Origin of the sequence: Nannocystis pusilla, assembly GCF_020073745.1 — a bacterium.
Classification (GTDB): Bacteria; Myxococcota_A; Polyangia; order Nannocystales; family Nannocystaceae; genus Nannocystis; species Nannocystis radixulma.
Genome location: NZ_JAIRAU010000059.1, coordinates 346365 through 367654, shown reverse-complemented (window position 1 = coordinate 367654; position 21290 = coordinate 346365). Strand labels below are relative to the sequence as shown.

Genomic DNA, 21290 nt, shown 5'->3' with positions numbered 1-21290 from the left:
CCGGGGCCGAGGACGGCGTCGCCGTCGCCTTCATCGAGGAGGGCATCGTCTACGGCGACCTGCCGATGGTCACGCTCGTACCCGAGGACCAGGCGTGTCACGAGGAGAAGACCATCTTGCTGCCCGTCGGGCGCATGTTGCCGTATCCGTGGTCGCCGACGATCTTGCCGGCGCAGGTGCTGCGGCTCGGCGGCCTGGCGATCGTCCCCGTGCCGTTCGAGATCACCACGATCTCCGGCCGGCGCCTGCGCGCCAGCGTGCTCGCCCAACTCGAGGCCGCCGGGGTCACGCGGGCCGTGATCGCCGGCCTGTCGAACGGCTACTCGAGCTACGTCTCGACCCGCGAGGAGTACGCCATCCAGCACTACGAGGGCGCCTTCACGCAGTTCGGCCCGTGGACCCTCGCCGCCTGGCAGCAGGAGTTCTCCGAGGTCGCCGAGGCGCTGCGCGACGGCGTCCAGGCGCCGCACAAGGCCATGCCGCTCGACCTCAGCGACGACCAGATCATCAACGTCCCCGGCGTCGTCGCCGACTCGCCGTGCGCCCTGCTCGACGCCGCGTTGTGTCCGTTCGACAAGTTCGGCGACGTCGTCGTCGCCCCGCCCGCCGGCGCCGCGCCCGGCGACCTCGTCAAGATCACCTTCCGCGGCGCGCACCCGCGGAACAACCTGCGCACAGGGACAGGTTACCTCGAGGTCCAGCGCGACGACGGCGGCATGTTCACCGCCGTCGCCCGCGACTGGGACCCCGAGACGCGGTTCCGCTGGCGCCGCACCGGCGGCCCGCTGAGCCCGACCTCCGAGGTCGACGTCGAGTGGCGGATCCCCGCCGACGTCGTGCCCGGCACCTACCGGATCGTCTACTTCGGCGACGCCAAGTCGCTGTTCGGCGCCTTCACGCCGATCTCGGGCACCTCGCCGACTTTCACCGTGCAGTGATCGAAAAAGCGCGCCGGCCGCGGTCGGCGCGCCTTCGCGCGTGAAAATGACTAATTTGACTGGTTTAGTCATTTAAGTCATATGAACCGCATGCCCGCCCGCGACCCGTCACGCCGCCGCCGGATCCTCGACGTCGCCAGGCGTTTGTTCATCGAGCGGGGCTTCCGCGGCACCACCCTCGACGCCGTCGCCGAGGCGGCCGGCTGCGCCAAGGGTGCGCTCTACCTCGAGTTCGCCGACAAGGAGTCGCTCCTGCGCGAGGTCGCCGACGAGACGTTCGCGGCCATCCGCGAGCGCTTCGCCGCCCAGGTCGTCGGCATCGAGTCGCCGCTGGCGCGCCTGCGCGAGACCTTGCGCTTCGCCTTCCGCGAGTACGCGGCCGAGCCGCTGTTCTCGCGGCTGCTGCGCGAAGATCCGGAGCTCAAGGCGCTCGGCGTCGGTCAACGCGCCGACCAGCTCGCGGCCGCGAAGGCGCAGCACGCCATGCTCGTCGGCTGGGTCGACGAGGGCATCGCCCGCGGCGAGATCCGGCCCGACGTCGACCGCGAGCTCGTGCCCGCGGTGCTCGGCGTGCTGCGTCACGCGCCGCAGCACGTGCAGTTCGGCGTCGGGCTCGGCGGGCCCGCGGGCGAGCGCGTCCTCGACGCGATCGCCGACATCTTCGCGGCCGGCCTTGCGGCGCCGAAGCCCGCGACCACTCACAAGCCGCGCAAGAAATTGAGGACACGATCATGAGCGACACCACTGCAGCGATCGACGTCCGCCGACTCGGCAAGCGCTTCGGCGCGGTCACGGCCGTCGACGACGTCAGCTTCTCCGTCGAGCCCGGCGAGATCTTCGGCTTCATGGGCCACAACGGCGCCGGCAAGACCACCACCTTGCGCATGCTGCTCGGCCTCACCAAGCCGACCTCGGGCGCGGCCACGGTGCTCGGCCGCGACATCGTCCGCGACACCCTCGACGTCCGGCGGCAAGCCGGCTACTTGCCCGCCAACTACGCCCTGCCGCCCGACATGACCGCGCGCGAGTTCCTGCGCTACGTCGGGGCCATGTTCGCCCTGCCGCCGCGCCTCGTCGACGCGCGCGCCGACGAATTGATCGCCCGCTTCGGCCTCGGCGCGGCCGCCGATCGCAAGCTGCGCGGCTTCTCGACCGGCATGACGCAGAAGGTCGGCCTGGCCCAGGCGCTGATCAACGAGCCGAGCGTCTTGCTGCTCGACGAGCCGACCTCCGGCCTCGACCCGCTCGGTCGCCACGAGCTGCTCGAGCACCTGCGCGCGCTGGCCCGCGATCGCGGCGTCACCGTCGTGTTCTCGTCGCACATCCTCTCCGACGTCGAGACCCTGTGCCGGCGGGTCGCAGTGATGCACCACGCGCGCTTGATCGCCTGCGGCGAGCTGGCGGCGCTGCGGCGCGAGTACGCCGTCGCCTCGATGGACGAGCTGTACCTCGCGCTCGTCAGGAGGCACGCGGCATGATGCGCCTCCTCTGGCTCGATTACCGCGCCGCCATGCGCGAGCGCAAGACCTGGCTCGCCGGCGCCATGCTGGTCTACGCCGTGCTGTCGATCCCGGTGGTGCTGGCCCAGCCGCCGCCGCACGTGCGCGAGGCGATCGCCGCGTGGTTCCACGACGCCGACCCGTTCGTCGTGTTCATGTTCGTGTGGATCGACCTGGCGATGAACAAGGCGATCGCGTTCTTGCCGGTCGTGCTCGCCAGCACCGTGCTGCTGCGCGAGCGTGACACCGGCGTGCTGGCGATCCTCGCGGCCAAGCCGCTCTCGCTCGCGCGCTACTTCGTCGTCCGCACGGGCTCGGCGTGTGCCGTGATGGCGACCCTCCACGTCGGCTCGCAGCTGCTCGGCGCGCTGTGGTTCCCCGGCCAGGTCGAGAACTTCCGCCCCGGCGTGTTCCTGGCGGCGATGTCGCTGCACCTGTTCGCCGCCGTGTGCGCCACTGCGTGCGCGGCCACCCTCGCGGTGGCGACCGGACGGCGTGGCGCCAGCGCGCTGCTCTCGCTGATGATCTTCGGCATCCTCGTCGGCATGGCGCTGGTCGGCTTCTACCAGCCGGCCTGGCAGACGGCCACGCTCGCCAACCCGTTCACGCTCGGCGCCCTCTCGCTCGGGCACCTCGGCGCACTCGGCCCGGGCGTGCTGCTGCCGCCGATGCTCGCCCTGACCGCGCTCACCGTCATCACGATCGCCGCGGGCGCCCGCCTCGCCGGCAGGATGGAGGCATAACCATGTCGATCCCCACCCTCTCTGCCCTCGCGGCCGCCGAGTGGCGCCACGCGCCGCGTCGGGCCCTCCTCCTCGGCGCGGTCGCCGGTCCGATCATGATCGCGCTCACCCACCTGGTGCTGCCGCTGTTCCCCGCGCGCGTCATCGACTTCATGCGCCGCGGCTTCATCCTCGACGACCTCGCCGGCGTGCTGGTCCTCAACGACCTCATGGCGGTCTACTTCCTGGCCTTCTTCATCGGCCTGGCCGGCTCGCTCGGGGTGGTGCTCATGGCCCGCGAGGAGCACCGGCTCGAGATCTTGCTGGCCAAGCCGATCCGCCCCGGCGACTTCGTGGCCGCCCGCTGTGTGCCCGCGCTGGCCGGCGCGGGCATCGTCGGGGTCGCCACCGCCGTCGCCTGCGGGCTCGCGGTCGCCGTGCACCCCGACATCGGCGACAGCGTCAGCTCGGCCGGCACGCTCGGCGCCGGCCTGTTCCTCACCGCTCTCGCGCTGGTCCTGGTCGCCGGCATGCAGCTGCTGTTCGTCCGCCTGCGCGACCCGTTCCTCGGCCTCCTGCTGGCCTGCTTCGCCTGGCTGGCGACCTGCATCCCCGCGGCGGTCCTGCTGTACCGGCCGGACGTCTTCCAGGGCCGCCCCCGGCTGGCCGACGCGCTCGTCATGTCGTCGCTGCTGTGGCACGACGCGACCACGAGTTGGCTCGGCCCGCTCGCGCTGGTGCTCGCGCTCCCGCTGGCCTGGCTGCTCGTGCGCGCCGCCGGGGCGCTGCTGGCCCGCGCCGACGCCCTGTGACTCGGGACATGCCCATCGAGGCATGCTCCTTCGGGCATGCCCTGACGAACATGCTCCTTCGACCATGCCCCTTCAGGCCAGGTCGACCGACCGGAAGCGCGAGAACGGCCGCCCCAGCTCGGCGACCTCGGCCGGCGCGATCCACTGGCACACGGCCTCGAATTGGCGCCACAGCTGTTGCACGACCGGGTTCTCGTGGGCGCGGCGGGCCGCGTCCTCCGAGGCCCACTCGAACACCTCGAGGATCGACCCGTCAGCCGCGCGCATCACGATCGGCTCGCGGTCGGTGGCGAGGTCCTGGGCGCGCAGCGCGGGCACGTGGCCGCGGACCAGCTCGAGCAGCTCCTCGGCGCGACCGGGGAGAGGACGGTAGCAGGCGATGACGATGACTCCCATTGTCTCAGCGGTAGCGCGCGGCCGCGGAGCGGTCAAGCCGACGCGCGCGTGAGGCTAACGCGGGGGCGTGCGCGACACGCTGGCGGCGTAGATCGCCCCCAGCGACAGCAGCGTGCCGGCGGCCTCGACCGTGCCGAACGGCTCGGCGAACACCAGCACGCCCCACAGCGTGGCCAGCACCGGCTGCAGGAGCAGCAGCAGCGACCCGCTCGCGGCCGGTACGTGCGGCATCCCGCGGGAGATGAGCGCCCAGCCGCCGACGTGCGCGCCGACGCCGAGCAGCACCAGCAGGCCGAAGTCGGCCGAGCTCGCCGGCGCCAGCGGCTCGCCGGTCGCCAGCGCCGCGAGCACCAGCAGCGCCGCCGCGGTCGCGCTCGACACGAACAGCGCCGACGCGACCCCGAGCGGCCGCTCCCCGCGCTGGGCTGTCCGCAAGGACATGTAATAACCGGCGTAGAACACCCCGGTCAGCAGCCCCAGCAGCACGCCCTCCAGGTGCACCGGGCTGCGCTCCAATCCCGGCAGCGCCAGCATCACCGTGCCGACCAGGGCCAGCAGCGCGCACACCCCGAGCCGCCGCGTCAGCCGCTCGCCGAGCAGCAGCGCCGAGAACAGCGCGACCCAGAACACCTGCGTGTTGGCCAGCAGCGTCGCCAGACCTGTCCCCGAGTACAGGATGCTCTTGTGCCACACGAACAGGTCGGCGGCGAAGCACGCCCCGGCCAGCGCCGCCCACCCGGCCGCCGCTCCGCGGCGCGGCGCGGCCTGTCTGCTCGCACCTGTCCGCGAGGACAGCCACGCGAGCGGCAGGAGAGCGAGCGCCCCGAGCCCGCAGCGGTAGGCCCCGATCGCCGCCGGGCCCAGCGCGATCCACTTGACGAACAGCGCCGTCACGCTGATGACCGCCGCGCCGAGGGCGACCAGGAGCAGAGGCGCGCGCGGGGGAGAGAGTTCAGCCATGGCGCGGCATCGACGTTCGACCGGCGGTCCGGGCGCAAGCGATGCGCGCGGTGGCCACGGCGGCGCGACACTAGCCCGCCCGCGGCGCCGGCACAAGCCGCTGTCCATCGCCGCGAGGCTGGCGTAACCTCGTGGGCTGCGGATGCTCGTCCTCAGTCCAGCCACCGGGCACGACCTCTCGGCGCTCCAGGCGATCGAGCGCTCGGCGACCGACCTCTATTACGAGGCCGGCATCTCGCGCGCCGCGATCCTCCCGCGCGACGAGGCCGACATGCGCGGCCTCCTCGGCCAGACCACCATTCTGCTCGCGCGCGACGGCGACGACGCGATCGGCTACGTCAGCTACTACCCGCGCGGACCGTACCTGCACCTCGAGGAGATCGCCGTGCGCCGCGATCGCCAGCGCCGCGGCGCCGGTCGCCTCCTCGCCGGTCAGGTGCTCGCCGCCGCCCGCGCCGACCCGCAGTGCAGCCACCTCTCGCTGGTCGCCTTCTGCCGCGCGGGCTGGGCCCTGGGGCTCTACGCCAGCCTCGGCTTCCGCCCGCTGGCCGCCCACGCCGGCCCGCTCCCGCACGCCGAGTTGCTGGCCGAGCTGCTGCCCGAGGGCGGGGCGGGCGAGCCGCGCCAGGTCATGGTAATGCCCGTGGGGCCGTGATCCGCCGCGACCTCCACCAGCACAACCGCCTCGCCTGGGACGCCGTCACCCCCGCGCACAGCAGCCACAAGCGCGACGAGGCCGGGTTCTTCCGCGCCGGCGGCACCACCCTGTTCGACGACGAGGTTCACCTGCTCCTCGGCACAGGTCCAGAAGGGCATGTCCTCGAGGACATCCGCGCGTCCGGCGAGCGACCCCTGGCCGGCTTGCGCCTGCTCCACGCGCCGTGCAACGCCGGCCAGGACACCCTGTCGCTCGCCCGGCTCGGCGCCGACGTCACCGGCGTCGACATCAGCCCGACCGCGATCGCGGCCGCGCAGACGCTCGCCGAGGACGCCGGGATCGCCGCCCGCTTCGCCGTCGCCGACCTCTACGACTGGCTGCCCGCGCAGCCGGCCGGGTTCGACGTCGTGTTCATGTCGTACGGGGCGCTGATCTGGATGTCCGACCTCGACGCGCTGTTCGCCGCCGTCGCCGGCGTGCTGAAGCCCGGTGGCCGCTTCGTCGGCATCGAGTTCCACCCGCTGGCCCAGATGTACGACGAGCGCGGCGTCCTCACCTACCCCTACGGCGGCGGCGCGCACGTCGTCGGCGAGACCGGGGTCGGCGACTACGTGGCCGCGTCAGGCCCCGCGCTCGCGCCGTCGGGCTTCCTCGAGGGACAGGTCGGGTTCAAGAACCCGCACGCGACCCACGAGTTCTCGTGGGGCGTCGCCGACATCCTCGGCGCCCAGCTCAAGGCCGGCCTCGTGCTCGAAGTCGTGCGCGAGTACCCGTACGCCAATGGTTGCCGGATCTGGCCGGACATGGTCGAAACGCCAGGTCGGCGCTACGTCCCCGCCGGGGGCGGCGCCGTCCCGCCGCTCATGCTCGGCTGGTCGTCGCGCCGCCCGGCGTGAGCGCGCTTCAGTTCAGCATCGACGACGGCTCGCTCGCCGGCGGCGGCGCGGCCTCCCGGACCGGCGGGTCGAAGCGGAACGTCAGCTTGTCGTCCGCGCCGACGTCGACGGTGACGTGGCCGCCGTGCTCGAGCTGGCCGAACAGCAGCTCGTCGACCAGCTTGGCCTTGATCTCCTCGTCGAGCAGGCGGGCCATCGGCCGCGCGCCGTACAGCTTGTCGTAGCCCTTGCGCGCGACCCACGCCCGGGCCGCCTCGGCGAAGCTGAACGTGACCTTGCGGTCGGCCAGCTGCAGCTGCAGCTCGCGCAGCATCTTGTCGGCGACCTGGAGGATGACCTCCGGCGGCAGCGCCTTGAACACGACGATGCGGTCGAGTCGGTTGCGGAACTCGGGGCTGAACGTGCGCTCGAGCGCCGCCTTCGGGTCGCCGACCTTGGCGTCCTCGCGCTCGGCGAAGCCGACCTGGCGGGTCGTCATGTCGGTCGCGCCGGCGTTGCTCGTCATGATGAGGATGACGTTGCGGAAGTCGGTCTTGCGGCCGTTGTTGTCGGTCAGCGTCGCGTGGTCCATCACCTGCAGCAAGATGGCGAACAGGTCGGGGTGGGCCTTCTCGATCTCGTCGAGGATCACCACGCTGTGCGGGTTCTTGCTGACCGCGTCGGTGAGGAGGCCGCCCTGGTCGAAGCCGACGTACCCGGGCGGCGCGCCGATCAGGCGGCTCACCGAGTGCTTCTCCATGTACTCGCTCATGTCGAAGCGCAGCAGCGGGACCGCCAGCTGGGCCGCGAGCTGCTTGGCGAGCTCGGTCTTGCCGACGCCGGTCGGGCCGGCGAAGAGGAAGCTGCCGATCGGCTTGTCGATCCGGCCGAGGCCGGCGCGCGAGCGCTTGATCGCGGCGGTGACGGTGGCCACGGCCTCGTCTTGCCCGAAGACCAGGTTGCGCAGGCCCGTCTCGAGCGTCTGCAGCACCTCGCGGTCGGAGGTCGACACCGACTTGGGGGGGATCCGCGCCATACGGGCGATGACCGCCTCGACGTCGCTCGCGCCGACCGCGACCTTCGGCGCGCTCGGAGCCGGGCGCCCGGGGTTGAACGTGACCTGCAGCGCCTTCGTCGACGCCGGCGGCGGGGGCGCGCCGAGGCGCACCGCGGCGCCGGTCTCGTCCATCACGTCGATGGCCGAGTCGGGCAGGTGGCGGTCGCGCAGGTACTTGTGCGCCAGGCGGGCGCACAGCTCGATCGCCTCGTCGCTGTACGCGACCGCGTGGTGCTCCTCGTAGCCCGGCTTGAGGCCCTTGAGGATGTCGATCGTGTCGTCGACGCTGGGCTCCAAGATCTCGACCTTCTGGAACCGCCGCGCCAGCGCCGCGTCGCGCTCGAACGACTGCTTGAAGTCCTTGTAGGTCGTCGCGCCGATGCAGCGCAGCTCGCCCGACGCCAGCGCCGGCTTCAGCATGTTGCTGGCGTCCATCGTCCCGCCGGACGTCGCGCCGGCGCCGACGATGGTGTGGATCTCGTCGATGAAGAGGATCGCGCCTGGGTCCTTCTGCAGGGCCGCGATCACGGCCTTGAGGCGCTCCTCGAATTGGCCGCGGAACTTGGTGCCGGCGAGGACGGCGCCCATGTCGAGCGCGTAGAGCTTGGCCCCGAGCAGCGCGGCCGGCACCTTGCCCTCGTGGACGCGCAGCGCCAGGCCCTCGACCACCGCGGTCTTGCCGACGCCCGGCTCGCCGACCAGCACCGGGTTGTTCTTGCGCCGGCGGCACAGCACCTGGACCACGCGCTGGATCTCCTGCGAACGGCCGATCAACAGCTCGATCTTGCCGGCAGCGGCCTTGGCGCTGAGGTCGACGCAGTAGGCGCCGAGCGGATCGCCGGCCACGCGCTCGTCGTCGTCCTCCTCGCCGCCGACCGGGTTGGGCGCCGGGCGGCCCTGCGGCGCCCGCTCGCTGCTGCCCTTGCCGATCCCGTGCGACAGAAACAAGGTCGCGTCGCGGCGGGTGACGCCGTGCTCGCGCAGCACGTAGGCGGCGAAGCTCTCGCTCTCGGCGAAGATGGCGATGAGGAGGTTGGCGCCGGTGACCTCGGTGCGGCCGGAGCCTTGCACATGGAGGATCGCGCGCTGCAGCACGCGGCCGACGCCGATCGTCTGATGCACCGTGGCCTCGGCCTCGTCGGGCAGGCGCTCGACGTTCTGCTCGATGAAGCCCTCGAGCTCCCCGCGCATCTTGTCGACGTCGGCGCTGCAGGCCTGGAGCACCTTGCGCGCGCTGGCGTCGTCGAGCAGCGCGAGCAGCAGGTGCTCGAGCGTGATGTACTCGTGGCGCCGCCGCTGGGTGTCGGCGATCGCGTGGTTTATCGTCTGCTTGAGTTCATTGCTCAGCATCGGGGTCTTCCTCGGGCTCCATCGACGCCATCAAGGGGCACTCTTGCTGGCGCGCGAGCATGTGTACCTGGGCGACCTTCGTCTCGGCGATCTCGTGGGTGTAGACGCCGGCGACGCCGATGCCATGGTTGTGCACGTGCAACATGATCGCCGTCGCTTCGGCCTCGTTCTTGTGGAACAAGGTCTGCAGCAGGCGGACGACGAATTCCATCGGCGTGTAGTCGTCGTTGTGGAGCAGGACGCGATACATCCGTGGGCGCTGCGTCTTGCGCTCCGTGCGACTCTTCAGCGCAACACTGCCCTTGGGGCTGGCTTTCTCACGGCTGGACATGCTGCTGGCACTCTAGTGTAGCCCTCGCGCCGGGGCTTTCCACCCCGCCCGCAGGCAGACCTGTGCTAGCGTACACGAGTCACGTGCCGGATCTGACGAGCCGCACCGTCACAAGCCTGGCGAGCGTCGACGCCGCGTCTTGGGACGCGCTCGCTCACGAGGGCTGCCCCTTTCTTAACCACGGATTTCTCCGAGCGCTCGAGCTGTCGGGGTCGATCGGCGACGAGGCGGGTTGGCGGCCGGTGTATGTGCTGGTCGAGGAGCGCGGCGCCGGTGGCGCAGGGTCGGCGCCGCGCCTGGTCGGTGCGGCGCCCACGTACGTCAAGCGCCACAGCTACGGCGAGTTCATCTTCGACTGGGCGTGGGCGCGAGCGGCCGTACAGGGCGGCCTGCGCTACTACCCCAAGCTGGTGATCGCCGCGCCGATGACCCCGGCCACCGGCCCCCGCATGCTGGTCGCCCCCGACGTCGCACGCGACGAGATCGTCCGCCGCCTCGTCGCCGGCGTGCGCGACGTCGCCGACAGCGAGCGCTGCTGGTCGATCCACTGGCTGTTCACCACGGCCCGCGAGCACGACGAGCTGGCCGCGCACGGGTTCATGCGCCGCGCCAGCTACCAGTATCACTGGCACAACGAGGGCTACGCCGACTTCGAGGCCTTCCTCGCCACCATGACCTCGCGCCGCCGCAAGCAGCTCCGCAAGGAGCGCGCCCGGGCCCGCGCCGGCATCGACGCGCTCGAGTGGGTCCGCGGCCCCGACCTCGCCCCCGACGACCTGGCCGACATCGACCGCTACTACCGCGCCACCGTGCGCGCCTACGGCGGCCTCGACTACCTTCAGCCAGGTTTCTTCGAACATGTCCACAAGGCCATGCCCAAGCAGATGCTGTGGGCGCGGGCCCGCCGCGGCGACCGGACCATCGCCGGCACCCTCTACTTCGAGACCGACGCCGCGCTGTTCGGCCGCTACTGGGGCTGCGACGAGACCGTCCCGTTCCTCCACTTCGAGGCCGCCTACTACGCCGCGATCGAGCGCTGCATCGCCCGCCAGACCCCGCGCTTCGAGGCCGGGGCGCAGGGCGAGCACAAGCTGCTGCGGGGCTTCGCGCCGGCGCGCACCTACAGCAGCCACTGGTTCCGCCACCCCGGCCTCGCCTCGGCGGTCGACCGCTACCTCGGCGAGGAGGCGATCGCGGCGCACGAGCAGATGCGCGAACTGGAGGAGTACCTCCCCTTCCGTGACGACGACGGCGGCGACCCCGACGCGCCGTGATCCGCGTCGGGGCCCTCGCCTCAGGCCCTGCCGGGATCGAGGTCCTCGAGGTGCCCGCGCGCGAACCGTCGGTACGTCGTCCGCGTGCCGCGCCGGTGATCGACGACCGTGTCGCCCTGGACCTGGATCGTGCGGATCTTGTCGCCGCGCATCCCGCTGCCGGCCTGAGCCTTGCGCGCGGCGCAGCGTTCGGCGCGCTCGGCCTCACGCCGCTCGGCCGCCAGCCGCGCGCGCAACAGCTCGAGCGCCGTCTCGCGGTTGATGCTCTGGCTGCGCCCGCCGTCGACGCGCACGTGGTGGCCGCTCGGCTTGTGACGCAGGTGCACCGCCGTCGACGTCTTGTTGCGGTGCTGTCCGCCCTTGCCGCTGCCGCGGCAGAAATCCTCCTCGAGGTCCTCCGGACGGATCTCCAGCGCCGTCGCCGTCGCCGGCTCGAGCACCACCACCGTCACCGTGCTCGAGTGCACGCGGCCCTTCTTCTCGGTCGGCGGCACCCGCTGCCAGCGGTGACCGCCCGCCTCGCCGGCGAACCACCGCGACGCAGCCGCCCCGGCGGCCGTGAAGCGCAGGAACCCCGGGCGAGCGTCGATCACCTCGAGCTCAAAGATGCTCCCGCACCGCCAGCTTCTGGTACACCGCGAACTGCTCGTGCACGAGCAACTTCGCGTCGTCGCCGCCCTCCGCGGCCCGGATCTCGATGATGAGCTTGGTCTTCATGCTGCCTCTCCGGCCGCGCCGTCACGAACGCCGCGCGCCGCCCGGGCCGGCGCGGCCGACGATCTCGCTCGTCATGGCTGCACCCGGATGGCGCGAAGGACAGGTGACGCGCTCAACCGCGACCCGGCAGCACGCCCACGCGGGCCCGCGCGCGACCCTCACGGGTCGCGCGGGCGCGAGCGGACAGGCTGCGGCTCGTGGCGCGCATGACGGACGGACCATACTCGCGGCCGCCCCGCGAGGCAAGCGCGGTCAACCCGGATCGATCGGCGCGCACTTGAACTCGACCTCGATCTCCGCGGCCTGGTCGTTCTGCACCGCGAGGCACGCGTCGGCGCACAGCACGACCTTGCCGTCATCGACGTAGAACGACGTGGGCGTGCACCAGTCCGGCCCCGCGACCTGCGAGAAGACCTTCTCGACCGCGTCCATCGGCGTGAACTTGACCACGATCGACTCCTCGTCGAGCTCCTTGCCCTCGGGCGGGGTCGGGACCGGGAAGTCGCACGCCAGCGTCGCGTCGGCGATCACCCCGCCGGCCAGCTCCTTGAACAGCGCGTCGTAGGCGGTCGTGTCGCACAGCGGGAAGCGCAGCGCGCCCGTCGCCACCGACAGGCTCTGGTGGCCGATCCCGCCGTTGACCCCGCTCGGGCACTTGGTGGTGACGATCGGGTCGTCCGCCGCGTAGGGCTCGTCGGGCGGGTCGTTGAACGACAGCCCGACGATGCTGTAGTAGCTGTAATTGCGCGTCTTGGCGTCCTCGCCGAAGTGCAGCGGCGACAGCTCGCGCAGCTTGGTGTCGAACTTGCCGGCCGCGTTGGCCCCGCCGGCGATCGTGTTGTTGTCGTTGTAGTGGTCATTGCCGTGCGAGCAGACCACCCGGTCGTCCGAGACCTCGACGAAGATCTTGAACGCGTCGTCGCGCAGCCAGCCCTGCCAGCCCTTCGGGGCCAGCTTGAAGAGGTCCTGCTGCGTCCCGTCGAACGTGTCGAGCAGGCGACACCACGAGTCGGTGCTGTCGATCTCCACGCTGTAGTGATAGAACTTGCCGGGGTTGTTGACCGGCTGACTCGGCGGATTGGTGCAGCCGCCCTTGGGGATGCCGGACAGCGGCGCCTCGATGCACACCTGCGTCGAGGTGTACTTGCCGTAGCGCGACAGCAGGATCACGCGATAGTCGAGCCCGCTCGCCGCGAGGATCTCGGCGAAGTTCTCGTTGATGTTGTCCTGCACGCCCTTGATCTCGGCCGCCATGCTGCCCGAGTTGTCGATCACGACGATGATGTCGACCGGCCGCGGCACCAGCACCGGCACCGCCGACTGCGTGCCGCAGGCCGACGGATTGAACTCGCAGGTCGCGGAGCACCCGCCGTCGGGCCCGTTGAGCGCGCCGAGGTCGCAGTCCTCGCCCGGCCCCGGCAAACCGTCGCCGCACACCTCGAGCTGGCAATCCGCCGCGCAGCCGATCCCGATCCCGTTGTTACCGCCCTCGTCGCACGCCTCGCCGGGGTCGACCTGGCCGTCGCCGCAGAACGGCGCCGCCGGCTCGCCGGTGGTCCCCGAGGTGCCCGTGCTCGTCGACTCGACGGTGCCGCCCTCGGTCACCGCGTCCGTGCTCCCGGTCGTCGTCGGCTCCGTCGACTGCGATGATTCCGTCGTCTCCGGCGCGGTCGTGGTCGGGCCCGTCGTCGTCGTCGATTGTGTGGTCACCGGGTCGGCCTGCGTCCCGACGCCGAAGCCGGAGTCGGTCGACGATACCTCCGCACGATCCCCGTTGCACGCGGCGACCCACGCGACAGTGGTCCCCACTTCGAACAGTCTACGCATTCGCATACGAGCGCCTCTCCCGCTGTCGCCACGAACATCCGGTTCGTCGGCGCGGCCAGTCGCGCGGCTCTCCGCGCGTCTAGAAGGTGGGTCGAGGTCGGCCCGCGCGCCATCAAGAACCCATCAGCATCGTCGCCGCGCGCACGACCACACCACGGCGAACATCGGCCGCAGCGACGCGAGCGCAGCCTGTTTCACGCGCGAACGAGGCGCGGCGTCGTGGCGCACGACCGACCCGCCGCTGTGACGGTGACCACCGGAGATCGGAGCGCGTCGCCGGATCAACGGCGCCTTGATGACAAGGTCGATCGGACATGCCCCGAAAGACATGCATGGAGCTGCGGCGATATCCGCGCCAGCCCGGCCGAAGCGCCGCGACCGCCGGCGAGGATCCGCGCATCTTTGCGCCGGGGCCCGCTCGCGGCCGACGAGGCTGGTGCCCGACCCCGTTCGCCGCATAACCACCAGCGATGCCGGAGCCGCCGATCTGGGACCTGCTGAAGTCCGACCGCGAGGCCCTCTGCGGGCGACTCGACAAGATCCAGGCAGCGCAGGAGTCGACCGCGCGCGAGCTCCTCCCGCCCCTCGTGCGCGAGTTCACCGCGCACGCGCGCGCCAAGGAGGCCGTCCTCTACGGCCACCTCCTCCACGACGAGCGGGCCCGGACGCGGGTCGTCGAGGGCCTCGAGGAGCTGAAGCGCATCCAGGCCTGCTTCGCCGGGCTCGAGCTCCTCCCGGCCGGCGACGACAAGTGGTCGGTCCGCCTCGCCGACCTGGCCGACGCCGTCCGCAATCACTTCCGCGTCGAGGAGGCCGAGCTGCTGGCGCTTGCCCGCCGGACGCTGAGCGAGGTCCGGGCGACCGAGCTCGCGCAGCGCTACGCCGCCGAGCGGGCGCGGATCCTGGGCGACCTGTCCTGTCTCGTCGCCCCGCGCTGATGTTATCGTCGGCGCATGGCCAGGAGCTCCCTGTTCGCGGTCACCGTCGCCCTCCTCGGCGCCTGCACCGAATCCGCCCCCGCGCCCGCGCTCGTCACCGTCCGCGAGACCTGCGACGACCCCCCGCCCGCCACGCGGCGCCAGGACCTCGTCGAGACCATCCACGACACCCCCGTCGCCGACCCCTACCGCTGGCTCGAGGCCGAGAGCGACCCGGAGGTCAAGGCGTGGATGGCCGCGCAGGACACCTACGCGCGCGAGCGCCTGGCCGCGCTCCCGCGACGCGACGCGATCGCCGACCGCCTCGGCGAGCTGCTCGACATCGACGCCGTGTCCGCGCCGTACCACCGCGGCGGCGTCTACTTCTACACCCGCCGGCACAAGGGCGTGCAGAAGCCGATCTATTACATCCGCCGCGGCGAGCAGGGCCGCGAGGAGGTCCTGCTCGACCCGAACAAGCTCAGCCCCGACGGCAGCGTCGCCGTGCACGGCATCTTCCCCGACTTCGCCGGCCGCCTCGTCGCCTACAAGCTGAGCCGCAACAACGCCGACGCCTCGACCCTCTACCTGCGCGACCTCGAGACCGGCCGCGACCTCGCCGACGTCATCGAGGGCGCCCGCTACGCCTCCCCCGCGTGGACCCCCGACGGCCGCGGCTTCTACTACGTGTGGCTGCCCACCGACCCGTCGATCCCGCCGTCCGAGCTGCCGGGCCGCGCCGAGGTCCGCTTCCACCGCGTCGGTGAACCTGTCTCGGAGGACAGCATCGTCGCGCCCGCCACCGGCGACCCCTCGCGGTTCGTCGGCGTCAGTCTGTCGCGGGACGGGCGCTGGCTGTTCCTCCATCACCAACACGGCTGGACCAGCAGCGACGTCTACCTGCGCGACCTCCACGCCGGCGACGGCGAGTGGAAGCCGCTCGTCGTCGGCCGGCGCGCCATCTACGACGTCACCGCCTGGCGCGATCGCTTCTACGTCCACACCAACGACGGCGCCCCGCGCTACCGCGTGTTCGAGGTCGACCCCAACAACCCCGCGCGCGACGACTGGAAGCTCCTCGTGCCCGAGACCGACGCCACGCTCGAGGGCCTGCAGATCGTCGGCGAGCGGCTCGTGCTCGCCTACCTGCGCGACGCTCACAGCGCGATCGTCGTCCGCCGGCTCGACGGCGGCTTCGTCCGCGAGCTCGAGCTGCCCGGCCTCGGCAGCGCCAGCGGCCTCGTCGGCAACCCCGACGAGGATCGCGCCTACTACAGCTTCTCCTCGTTCACCGAGCCGAGCCAGATCTTCGAGACCTCGGTGGCCACCGGCGCCACGCGCCTGTGGCAGCGCATCGATCTCCCGGTCGACACCAGCCGCTTCGTCGTCGAGCAGCTGCGCTACCCCTCGAAGGACGGCACGCCGATCTCCATGTTCGTCGTGCGTCGCCGCGACCTCCCGCTGTCGGCCGACGCCCCCGCCCTCCTCACCGGCTACGGCGGCTTCTCGGTCAGCATGACCCCGGCGTTCTCGGCCCGTGCCGTCGTCTGGCTCGAGCACGGCGGCGTGTTCGCCGTGCCCAACCTCCGCGGGGGCGGCGAGTACGGCGAGGACTGGCACCGCGCCGGCATGCGCGAGCACAAGCAGAACGTGTTCGACGACTTCGCCGCGGCCGCGCAGGCGCTCGTCGAACGCGGCTACACGCGGCACGAGCGGCTGGCGATCCTCGGCGGCAGCAACGGCGGACTCCTCGTCGGCGCCACCATGGTGCAGCACCCCGGCCTCGCCCGCGCGGTCGCGTGCGCGGTGCCCCTCCTCGACATGGTCAGGTACACCCAATTCGGGGCCGGCAAGACCTGGATCCCCGAATACGGCGACCCGGAGGACCCGCGCGATTTCGCGTACATCTATCCCTATTCGCCGTATCACCATGTGGCGGACGACACCCGATATCCCGCGTTGTTGATGCTCGCCGCCGACAGTGACGACCGCGTCGATCCGATGCACGCCCGCAAGTTCACCGCCCAGATCCAGCACGCCAGTCGGCGTCCTGCGTGGCTGCGCATCGAGTCGAACGCCGGTCACGGCGGCGCCGACCTCCTGCATCAGACCATCGCCCGCGAGGCCGACACCCTCGCGTTCCTGCTGCATCATACGACCCCCTGAGATCGCAGACTGCGGGCAATCTCGCGCCCGCCGCGTCACGTAGACGCGCGCGGCCGTGCTGACATAACTTGCGATCATGGTGGACTGTCGGATCGCGGGCCCGCTCGCGTTCGTCGCCGGCGTGAGCGCGTGCGCCGTGCCGAACCCGCTGTTCTTGCTCGGCGCCGGCGACGACACCGGCGACGGCGTCGGCACCGCTCCCGCGAGCACGAGCAGCGGCGACGGCGAGACCGGCCTCGACACCGGCCTCGACACCGACGCGAGCTCCGACCCGGGCACCACGAGCGAGCCCGGCGTCACCACCGACCTCGCGCCGGTCTGCGGCAACGGCCAGCACGAGGCCGGCGAGCAGTGCGACGACGGCAATCAAATCCCGGGCGACGACTGCGAGGTCAACTGCCGCCAGCTGTTCCGCCCGTTCGACAAGCCGGTCGACGGCACCGCCGACGCCACCGCCCTCGCCCTCGGCGACCTCGACGACGACGGCGACGACGACCTCGCCCTCGGCTACGCGACCTGTCCGATCGGCCAGGCCTGCGTCCGCTTGTGGCTCAACGACGGCGACGCCGGCTTCGTCGAGGCCGAGCCCCTCCCCGTCGCCGAGGCTCCGGCCCGCCTCTTCATCGGCCGCTGGGACGAGGACGACGTCGTCGACGTCCTCGCCACCCACGCCGGCGGCTACGTCACCCTCACCCTGCGCGGCGCCATCGAGGGCCCGATCGAGCTCCAGGTCCCCGGCGACCTCCCGGCCGCGATCGTCGCCCGCCTCGACGGCGACGAGATGCCCGACCTCGTCGTCCCGAACGAGCAGGGCAAGACCATTCATTACGCGTTCGCCAACGGCTTCGGCTTCTCCCAGCCGAACGTCGTCTCGACGACGCTGCCCCCGCGCAACGTCGCCGTCGGCGACGTCGACGGCGACGGCGAGCTCGACGTCCTCTACACAATCGGCTCGGGTCCCACTACCGGCTTCTCCGTCAAGCTCGGCTTCGAGGGCCCCGACATCGGCCCCTTCACCAGCAACGCCAGCAACGCCGGCGCCGTCGCGCTCGGCGAGTTCGGCGCGCCGATGACCGGACCCAACGTCGTCTACAGCGACCCGGTCGGCAACACCCTGCAGGTGTTCGACAACAAGGGCAGCGGCCAGTTCGAGAAGACCAGCGACACCATCGATGCCGAGCCCGGCATGCTGCGGCTCCTCGGCGCCCCGATCAACACCGACGACGTCGACAACATCGTCGCCCTCGCCCCTGCTGCCCTGCAGATCTTCACCTACGTCGACGGCAAGATCGCCTCCGGCCCGTCGCGCAACTTCGCCGGCACCGGCATCGACCTCCAGGCCGGCCGCCTCGGCGGCGACGCCCGCCTCGACCTCGCCGTGCTCACCACCCAGGGCGTCTATACCCTGATCAATCAGTCGGGCGAGTGAGCGACGACCGCGAGATGTCCTCGGGGACATCTCGATGATCCTCTGTCAAGCCCTTTACCGCCGCCGGCGGCGCAGGCCGAGCAGCAACAACGCGGCCGACCAGCCGGCGCCGCCGTCCGAGCGGCAGCCACAGCCATCCTCGCCCACGGCGCCGCCAGTGCTGCTCGCGGTGTCGTCGGGCCCCGCGGACGTGCCGGTGGTGTCGGGCTCGCCGCTGGTCTCGGACTCGCCGCTGGTCTCGGGCGCGGGGCCGCCGGTGGTCGGCGCGTCGCCGGTCGTCGGGTCTTCGGGACCTGTCTCGGTGGACGTGTCCGAAGGGACAGGCAAAACATCGACCACGAAGTCCTGCGCGGCGCGCCCGAGGTCGTTCTCGAGCACCAGGCTGAAGGCCACCGGCCCGGGCGCGCTCGGGGTCCAGGCGAGCGCGCCGGTCGCGGGGTCGACCTCGAGGCCGAGCGGGCCGTCGGCCAGCGACCACCAGTACGGCGGATCGCCGGCGCCGATCGGGAGGTACTGCACCTCGGCGCCGACCTCGGCGCTCGTCGGCGGCAGCGACGTGATCGCCGGCAGCGTGAACGCGGGCGGCTCCATCACGCGGATCCCCTCGCCCGGCACGAACACGTCCTCGAACTCGAACAGCACGGCGTCGCCGCTGTACTCGAACGGCCAGCGCGGCTCGTACGGCACGCTCCGCGGCTCGAAGCCCGCGGTCGGGCGCCAGCGTGTCAGCGGGTGGTACTTCTCGCCGTCCCACTGCGCGGCCTCGGTCTCGTTCGCCACCTCGACCTGCAGGGCGATCCGGCAGCCGCGCGCGAGGTCGGGCGGGACGGTCAGGATGTTGGCGCCGTAGGCGGTCGCCTGCCGGTGGTCGCCGGCGTCGTCCCAGTCGACGACGTAGAACTCGTGCGGGCAGACGACGGGCTCGTGCTCGGCGAGGTAGGCCCACGCGAGCAGCAGCGAGCCCGAGCCGATCGCGTCGGGCCCGTAGTCGCGGGCGAACACGTCGTGCACGGCCGTGTAGACGGCGGTGCGCCGGCGCGCGAGCGGGAGCCAGCGGCCGATCTGCGGCCGGTAGGAGGCGTCGTTCGTCGGGCCGCCGCCGACGAAGTCGCTGAAGGTCGCGTCGTCGCGGTAGACCCGGCGCAGGAAGGTCAGCGCGAAGCGGTCGACGTCCTCGTCGCTGAACACGACCCCGCGCTCGGCGGCGAGCGCCGCGAACGCGACGTTGAGCGCCGCGTGCGAGATGTCCTCGCCGTTGCCGGCGTACGGCCCGCCCCAGTAGTTCCACAGGTGCTCGCCGTCCGGCCCCGCCGTCAGCTGGGCCTTGAACCGCGACGCCAGCGCGGTCGCCTTCTCGAGGTACGCGGGCTCGCCGGTGACGTCGTGCAGCGCCAGCAGGGCGAGGCCCAGCGCGTTCGACTGGTTGAGCGGCTGGTCGACGCCGGCGTACTCGAGGAACGTCGCATCGGCGCGGAACACGTAATAACCGGCGGGGTTCCACTCGTCGTCGTGGTACGCGACGGTCTCCTTCGCCGCAGCGACGTACGCCGCGGCCTTGGCCGTCCACGTCTGTCCGTCGTACGCGAGCGCATCGCGGTGGCGCCACGTCGCCACCAGCCGCGCGAACTCGACCATCGGATAGACGAGCATCCCCGAGTGCACCGCGTAGCAATACGGCTCGCCGCCCGGCTGATAATGGGTGTTGCGCCAGCACGCGCCGGAGATCCCGCGGTAGTCGGCGACGCCGCGCGCGTCGTCCCGCTGCGCGAGCACGGCGTCGATGTGACGCGCCAGCCGGTCGAAGTACTGCGTGTGCCCGGTCGCCCGCGCCATCGCGGCCAGCGACCACAGCACGTAGGACTCGCCCCACGCGAGCAGCGCGGTCTCGTTGTTGTCGCCGATGTACCAGTCCCCGCCGTTGCTGTTGTCGTACGCGTTCTCGAACGCCCAGCGCGGTGAGACCGCGAGGATGAAGGACAGGATCAGCGAGGTGAACACGCGACGACGGTAACAGCCGCGTCACCGCGGCGCATGCACGCAGTGCATGGCACCTCCACGAGACCGATCGGCGATCGATCGACGACCGGAAGGAGACATCGAGCTCGACCGGGCGCCGGCCGCCGCACGAATGCCCGGCCGCACCGTGCCGCTTGCAAGCGCGCACCCGCGCCCACAATCACATGTCCCGAGAGACAGATGGTGCGCAGCCGGCTGCACCGATCGTCGCCACCGGTCCGCGCTCGCGAGCGGCGGCGGCGGGTCCGCGACGTGTGAGATCTGCCAGGGATTGCCAGACCCGCCCCGCTTGCGGCGGCGCGCCGCGATTTGCCACCATGCGCCCGGAGCTCGGCCAGTCCTCCCATGACAACATCTCACGGCCCAGTCGGCCCCCACACCACCACGGGCCGCAAGGTCCTCGTCACCGGCGCCGGCGGCCAGGTCGGCCTCGACCTCCTGCAGGCCCTGCGGTCCCGCGGCGACCAGGTCTTCGCCAGCGATCTCGCGCCGCCCGCCGAGGAGGCGCGCCAGGGCCTGCCGTGGTCGAGCCTCGACGTCACCGACGCCGCCCAGGTCGACGCTCTGTTCGCCGAGCTGCGCCCCGAGGTCGTCTACCACCTGGCTGCGATCCTCAGCGCCACCGGCGAGCGCGACCCGCTGCGCACCTACGCCGTCAACCAGGGCGGCACGCTGCACGTCCTCGAGGCCGCGCGCAAGTTCGGCGTGCGCCAGGTGATCTTCACCAGCACGATCGCCGTGTTCGGCCCCGGCCTCCCGCCGCTCGTCGGCGACGACGTCCCGCTGCGGCCGACCACCATGTACGGCGTCACCAAGGTCGCCGGCGAGCTGCTCGGCGAGTACTACGGCCGCCGCCACGGCCTCGACTTCCGAGGCGTCCGCTTCCCCGGCCTGCTGTCGGCCGTGCTGCCGGGCGGCGGCACCAGCGACTACGCCCCGCTGATGTACTACGAGTCGCTGCGGGTCGGCGGCTACGAGGCGTTCTGCCGCCCCGACAGCCAGATCCCGCTGATGTACATGCCGGACGCCCTCCGCGCCCTCGTCGAGCTGTCGCTCGCCCCCCGCGAGCGCCTCGGGCGCTGCATCTACAACATCGCCGCGTTCTCGCCCACCGCCCAGGAGATCGCCGACGAGGTCGCTCGCGTGGTCCCCGGCGCCCGCATCACCTTCAAGCCCGATCCGGCCCGCCAGGCCATCCTCGACTCGTGGCCGCGCGCCCTCGACGACAGCTGCGCCCGCCGCGACTGGGACTGGCGTCCCGCCTGGGACCTGGCCAGGATGAGCGACGACCTCACCCCCAAGCTCGCAGCGCTGGCCGCCCGCGCCGGCGAGTGACCTGCCCGTTT

Annotated in this window: 19 protein-coding genes; 12 read left to right on the top strand and 7 right to left on the bottom strand. The window is 71.8% G+C overall.

Going from position 1 to position 21290, the window contains the following annotated elements; translation table 11 throughout:
* The 5 genes from K7C98_RS42950 to K7C98_RS42930 form a co-directional block, all read left to right on the top strand.
* Positions 1–938, top strand: a 938-nt coding sequence (locus K7C98_RS42950; protein WP_224197774.1) for a neutral/alkaline non-lysosomal ceramidase C-terminal domain-containing protein, incomplete at its 5' end; no start/stop codon positions are given.
* 90 nt (positions 939–1028) lie between these two features.
* Complete coding sequence (locus K7C98_RS42945; protein WP_224197773.1) at positions 1029–1673, top strand: TetR/AcrR family transcriptional regulator; 645 nt, start codon at positions 1029–1031, stop codon at positions 1671–1673.
* The gene (locus K7C98_RS42940) at positions 1670–2416 is read left to right on the top strand and encodes an ABC transporter ATP-binding protein (protein ID WP_224197772.1); all 747 of its coding nucleotides are present in this window, start codon (positions 1670–1672) and stop codon (positions 2414–2416) included. Before K7C98_RS42945 ends, K7C98_RS42940 begins: the two co-directional genes overlap by 4 nt.
* On the top strand, positions 2413–3180 hold the full coding sequence (locus K7C98_RS42935; RefSeq protein ID WP_224197771.1) for a hypothetical protein: 768 nt from the start codon (positions 2413–2415) through the stop codon (positions 3178–3180). The genes K7C98_RS42940 and K7C98_RS42935 overlap by 4 nt, the downstream gene beginning before the upstream one ends.
* A 2-nt stretch (positions 3181–3182) precedes the next feature.
* A complete protein-coding gene (locus K7C98_RS42930; protein WP_224197770.1) occupies positions 3183–3971 on the top strand; it encodes a hypothetical protein in 789 nt (262 codons plus the stop codon).
* A gap of 72 nt (positions 3972–4043) precedes the next feature.
* Here K7C98_RS42930 and K7C98_RS42925 read toward each other — a convergent pair whose 3' ends face one another.
* The gene (locus K7C98_RS42925) at positions 4044–4367 is read right to left on the bottom strand and encodes a putative quinol monooxygenase (RefSeq protein WP_224197769.1); all 324 of its coding nucleotides are present in this window, start codon (positions 4365–4367) and stop codon (positions 4044–4046) included.
* Between the two features lie 54 nt (positions 4368–4421).
* A complete protein-coding gene (locus K7C98_RS42920; RefSeq protein WP_224197768.1) occupies positions 4422–5327 on the bottom strand; it encodes a DMT family transporter in 906 nt (301 codons plus the stop codon).
* Between the two features lie 142 nt (positions 5328–5469).
* Here K7C98_RS42920 and K7C98_RS42915 point away from each other — a divergent pair, with 142 nt between their 5' ends.
* Both K7C98_RS42915 and K7C98_RS42910 read left to right on the top strand, forming a co-directional pair.
* Complete coding sequence (locus K7C98_RS42915; RefSeq protein ID WP_224197767.1) at positions 5470–5982, top strand: GNAT family N-acetyltransferase; 513 nt, start codon at positions 5470–5472, stop codon at positions 5980–5982.
* A complete protein-coding gene (locus K7C98_RS42910) occupies positions 5982–6881 on the top strand; it encodes a class I SAM-dependent methyltransferase (RefSeq protein WP_431312852.1) in 900 nt (299 codons plus the stop codon). The genes K7C98_RS42915 and K7C98_RS42910 overlap by 1 nt, the downstream gene beginning before the upstream one ends.
* A gap of 7 nt (positions 6882–6888) precedes the next feature.
* Here K7C98_RS42910 and clpA read toward each other — a convergent pair whose 3' ends face one another.
* Both clpA and clpS read right to left on the bottom strand, forming a co-directional pair.
* The gene (gene clpA / locus K7C98_RS42905; RefSeq protein ID WP_224197765.1) at positions 6889–9267 is read right to left on the bottom strand and encodes an ATP-dependent Clp protease ATP-binding subunit ClpA; all 2379 of its coding nucleotides are present in this window, start codon (positions 9265–9267) and stop codon (positions 6889–6891) included.
* The gene (gene clpS / locus K7C98_RS42900; RefSeq protein WP_224197764.1) at positions 9254–9598 is read right to left on the bottom strand and encodes an ATP-dependent Clp protease adapter ClpS; all 345 of its coding nucleotides are present in this window, start codon (positions 9596–9598) and stop codon (positions 9254–9256) included. The genes clpA and clpS overlap by 14 nt, the downstream gene beginning before the upstream one ends.
* An 83-nt stretch (positions 9599–9681) precedes the next feature.
* On the opposite strand from clpS, the gene K7C98_RS42895 reads away from it, so the two are divergent.
* Positions 9682–10872 (top strand): GNAT family N-acetyltransferase, encoded by a 1191-nt coding sequence (locus K7C98_RS42895; RefSeq protein WP_224197763.1) that lies wholly within the window; start codon positions 9682–9684, stop codon positions 10870–10872.
* Positions 10873–10892: 20 nt separating this feature from the next.
* Here the strand turns inward: K7C98_RS42895 and K7C98_RS42890 are convergent, their stop codons facing one another.
* Positions 10893–11465: a peptide chain release factor-like protein gene (locus K7C98_RS42890; protein ID WP_224197762.1), complete on the bottom strand. Its 573-nt coding sequence runs from the start codon at positions 11463–11465 to the stop codon at positions 10893–10895.
* A gap of 376 nt (positions 11466–11841) precedes the next feature.
* Positions 11842–13398, bottom strand: a complete 1557-nt coding sequence (locus tag K7C98_RS42885) for a hypothetical protein (RefSeq protein ID WP_224197761.1) — start codon at positions 13396–13398, stop codon at positions 11842–11844.
* A 488-nt stretch (positions 13399–13886) separates the two neighbouring features.
* Between K7C98_RS42885 and K7C98_RS42880 the strand changes: the two genes are divergently transcribed.
* The 3 genes from K7C98_RS42880 (at position 13887) to K7C98_RS42870 (ending at position 17928) form a co-directional block, all read left to right on the top strand.
* Positions 13887–14354 carry a hemerythrin domain-containing protein gene (locus K7C98_RS42880; RefSeq protein ID WP_224197760.1) on the top strand — a complete coding sequence of 156 codons (468 nt, stop codon included), beginning with the start codon at positions 13887–13889 and terminating at the stop codon, positions 14352–14354.
* A 15-nt stretch (positions 14355–14369) separates the two neighbouring features.
* A complete protein-coding gene (locus K7C98_RS42875) occupies positions 14370–16499 on the top strand; it encodes a prolyl oligopeptidase family serine peptidase (protein WP_224197759.1) in 2130 nt (709 codons plus the stop codon).
* Between the two features lie 76 nt (positions 16500–16575).
* Positions 16576–17928, top strand: coding sequence for an FG-GAP-like repeat-containing protein (locus K7C98_RS42870; protein WP_224197758.1), 1353 nt, complete (start codon positions 16576–16578; stop codon positions 17926–17928).
* Between the two features lie 54 nt (positions 17929–17982).
* Here the strand turns inward: K7C98_RS42870 and K7C98_RS45395 are convergent, their stop codons facing one another.
* Positions 17983–19926, bottom strand: coding sequence for an MYXO-CTERM sorting domain-containing protein (locus K7C98_RS45395; RefSeq protein ID WP_224197757.1), 1944 nt, complete (start codon positions 19924–19926; stop codon positions 17983–17985).
* A gap of 363 nt (positions 19927–20289) precedes the next feature.
* On the opposite strand from K7C98_RS45395, the gene K7C98_RS42860 reads away from it, so the two are divergent.
* Entirely contained in the window at positions 20290–21279 is a 990-nt protein-coding gene (locus K7C98_RS42860) for an NAD-dependent epimerase/dehydratase family protein (protein ID WP_224197756.1), read from the top strand.
* The last annotated feature ends 11 nt before the right edge of the window (positions 21280–21290 follow it).

Bases quoted from the DNA above. Each gene is read 5' to 3' on its own strand.
- K7C98_RS42875 (WP_224197759.1), top strand. From the start codon at position 14,370: ATGGCCAGGAGCTCCCTGTTCGCGGTCACCGTCGCCCTCCTCGGCGCC.
- K7C98_RS42880 (WP_224197760.1), top strand. From the start codon at position 13,887: ATGCCGGAGCCGCCGATCTGGGACCTGCTGAAGTCCGACCGCGAGGCC.
- K7C98_RS42930 (WP_224197770.1), top strand. From the start codon at position 3,183: ATGTCGATCCCCACCCTCTCTGCCCTCGCGGCCGCCGAGTGGCGCCAC.
- K7C98_RS42935 (WP_224197771.1), top strand. From the start codon at position 2,413: ATGATGCGCCTCCTCTGGCTCGATTACCGCGCCGCCATGCGCGAGCGC.
- K7C98_RS42860 (WP_224197756.1), top strand. From the start codon at position 20,290: ATGACAACATCTCACGGCCCAGTCGGCCCCCACACCACCACGGGCCGC.
- K7C98_RS42945 (WP_224197773.1), top strand. From the start codon at position 1,029: ATGCCCGCCCGCGACCCGTCACGCCGCCGCCGGATCCTCGACGTCGCC.
- K7C98_RS42920 (WP_224197768.1), bottom strand. From the start codon at position 5,327: ATGGCTGAACTCTCTCCCCCGCGCGCGCCTCTGCTCCTGGTCGCCCTC.
- clpS (WP_224197764.1), bottom strand. From the start codon at position 9,598: ATGTCCAGCCGTGAGAAAGCCAGCCCCAAGGGCAGTGTTGCGCTGAAG.
- K7C98_RS42915 (WP_224197767.1), top strand. From the start codon at position 5,470: ATGCTCGTCCTCAGTCCAGCCACCGGGCACGACCTCTCGGCGCTCCAG.
- clpA (WP_224197765.1), bottom strand. From the start codon at position 9,267: ATGCTGAGCAATGAACTCAAGCAGACGATAAACCACGCGATCGCCGAC.
- K7C98_RS42940 (WP_224197772.1), top strand. From the start codon at position 1,670: ATGAGCGACACCACTGCAGCGATCGACGTCCGCCGACTCGGCAAGCGC.
- K7C98_RS42925 (WP_224197769.1), bottom strand. From the start codon at position 4,367: ATGGGAGTCATCGTCATCGCCTGCTACCGTCCTCTCCCCGGTCGCGCC.
- K7C98_RS42870 (WP_224197758.1), top strand. From the start codon at position 16,576: ATGGTGGACTGTCGGATCGCGGGCCCGCTCGCGTTCGTCGCCGGCGTG.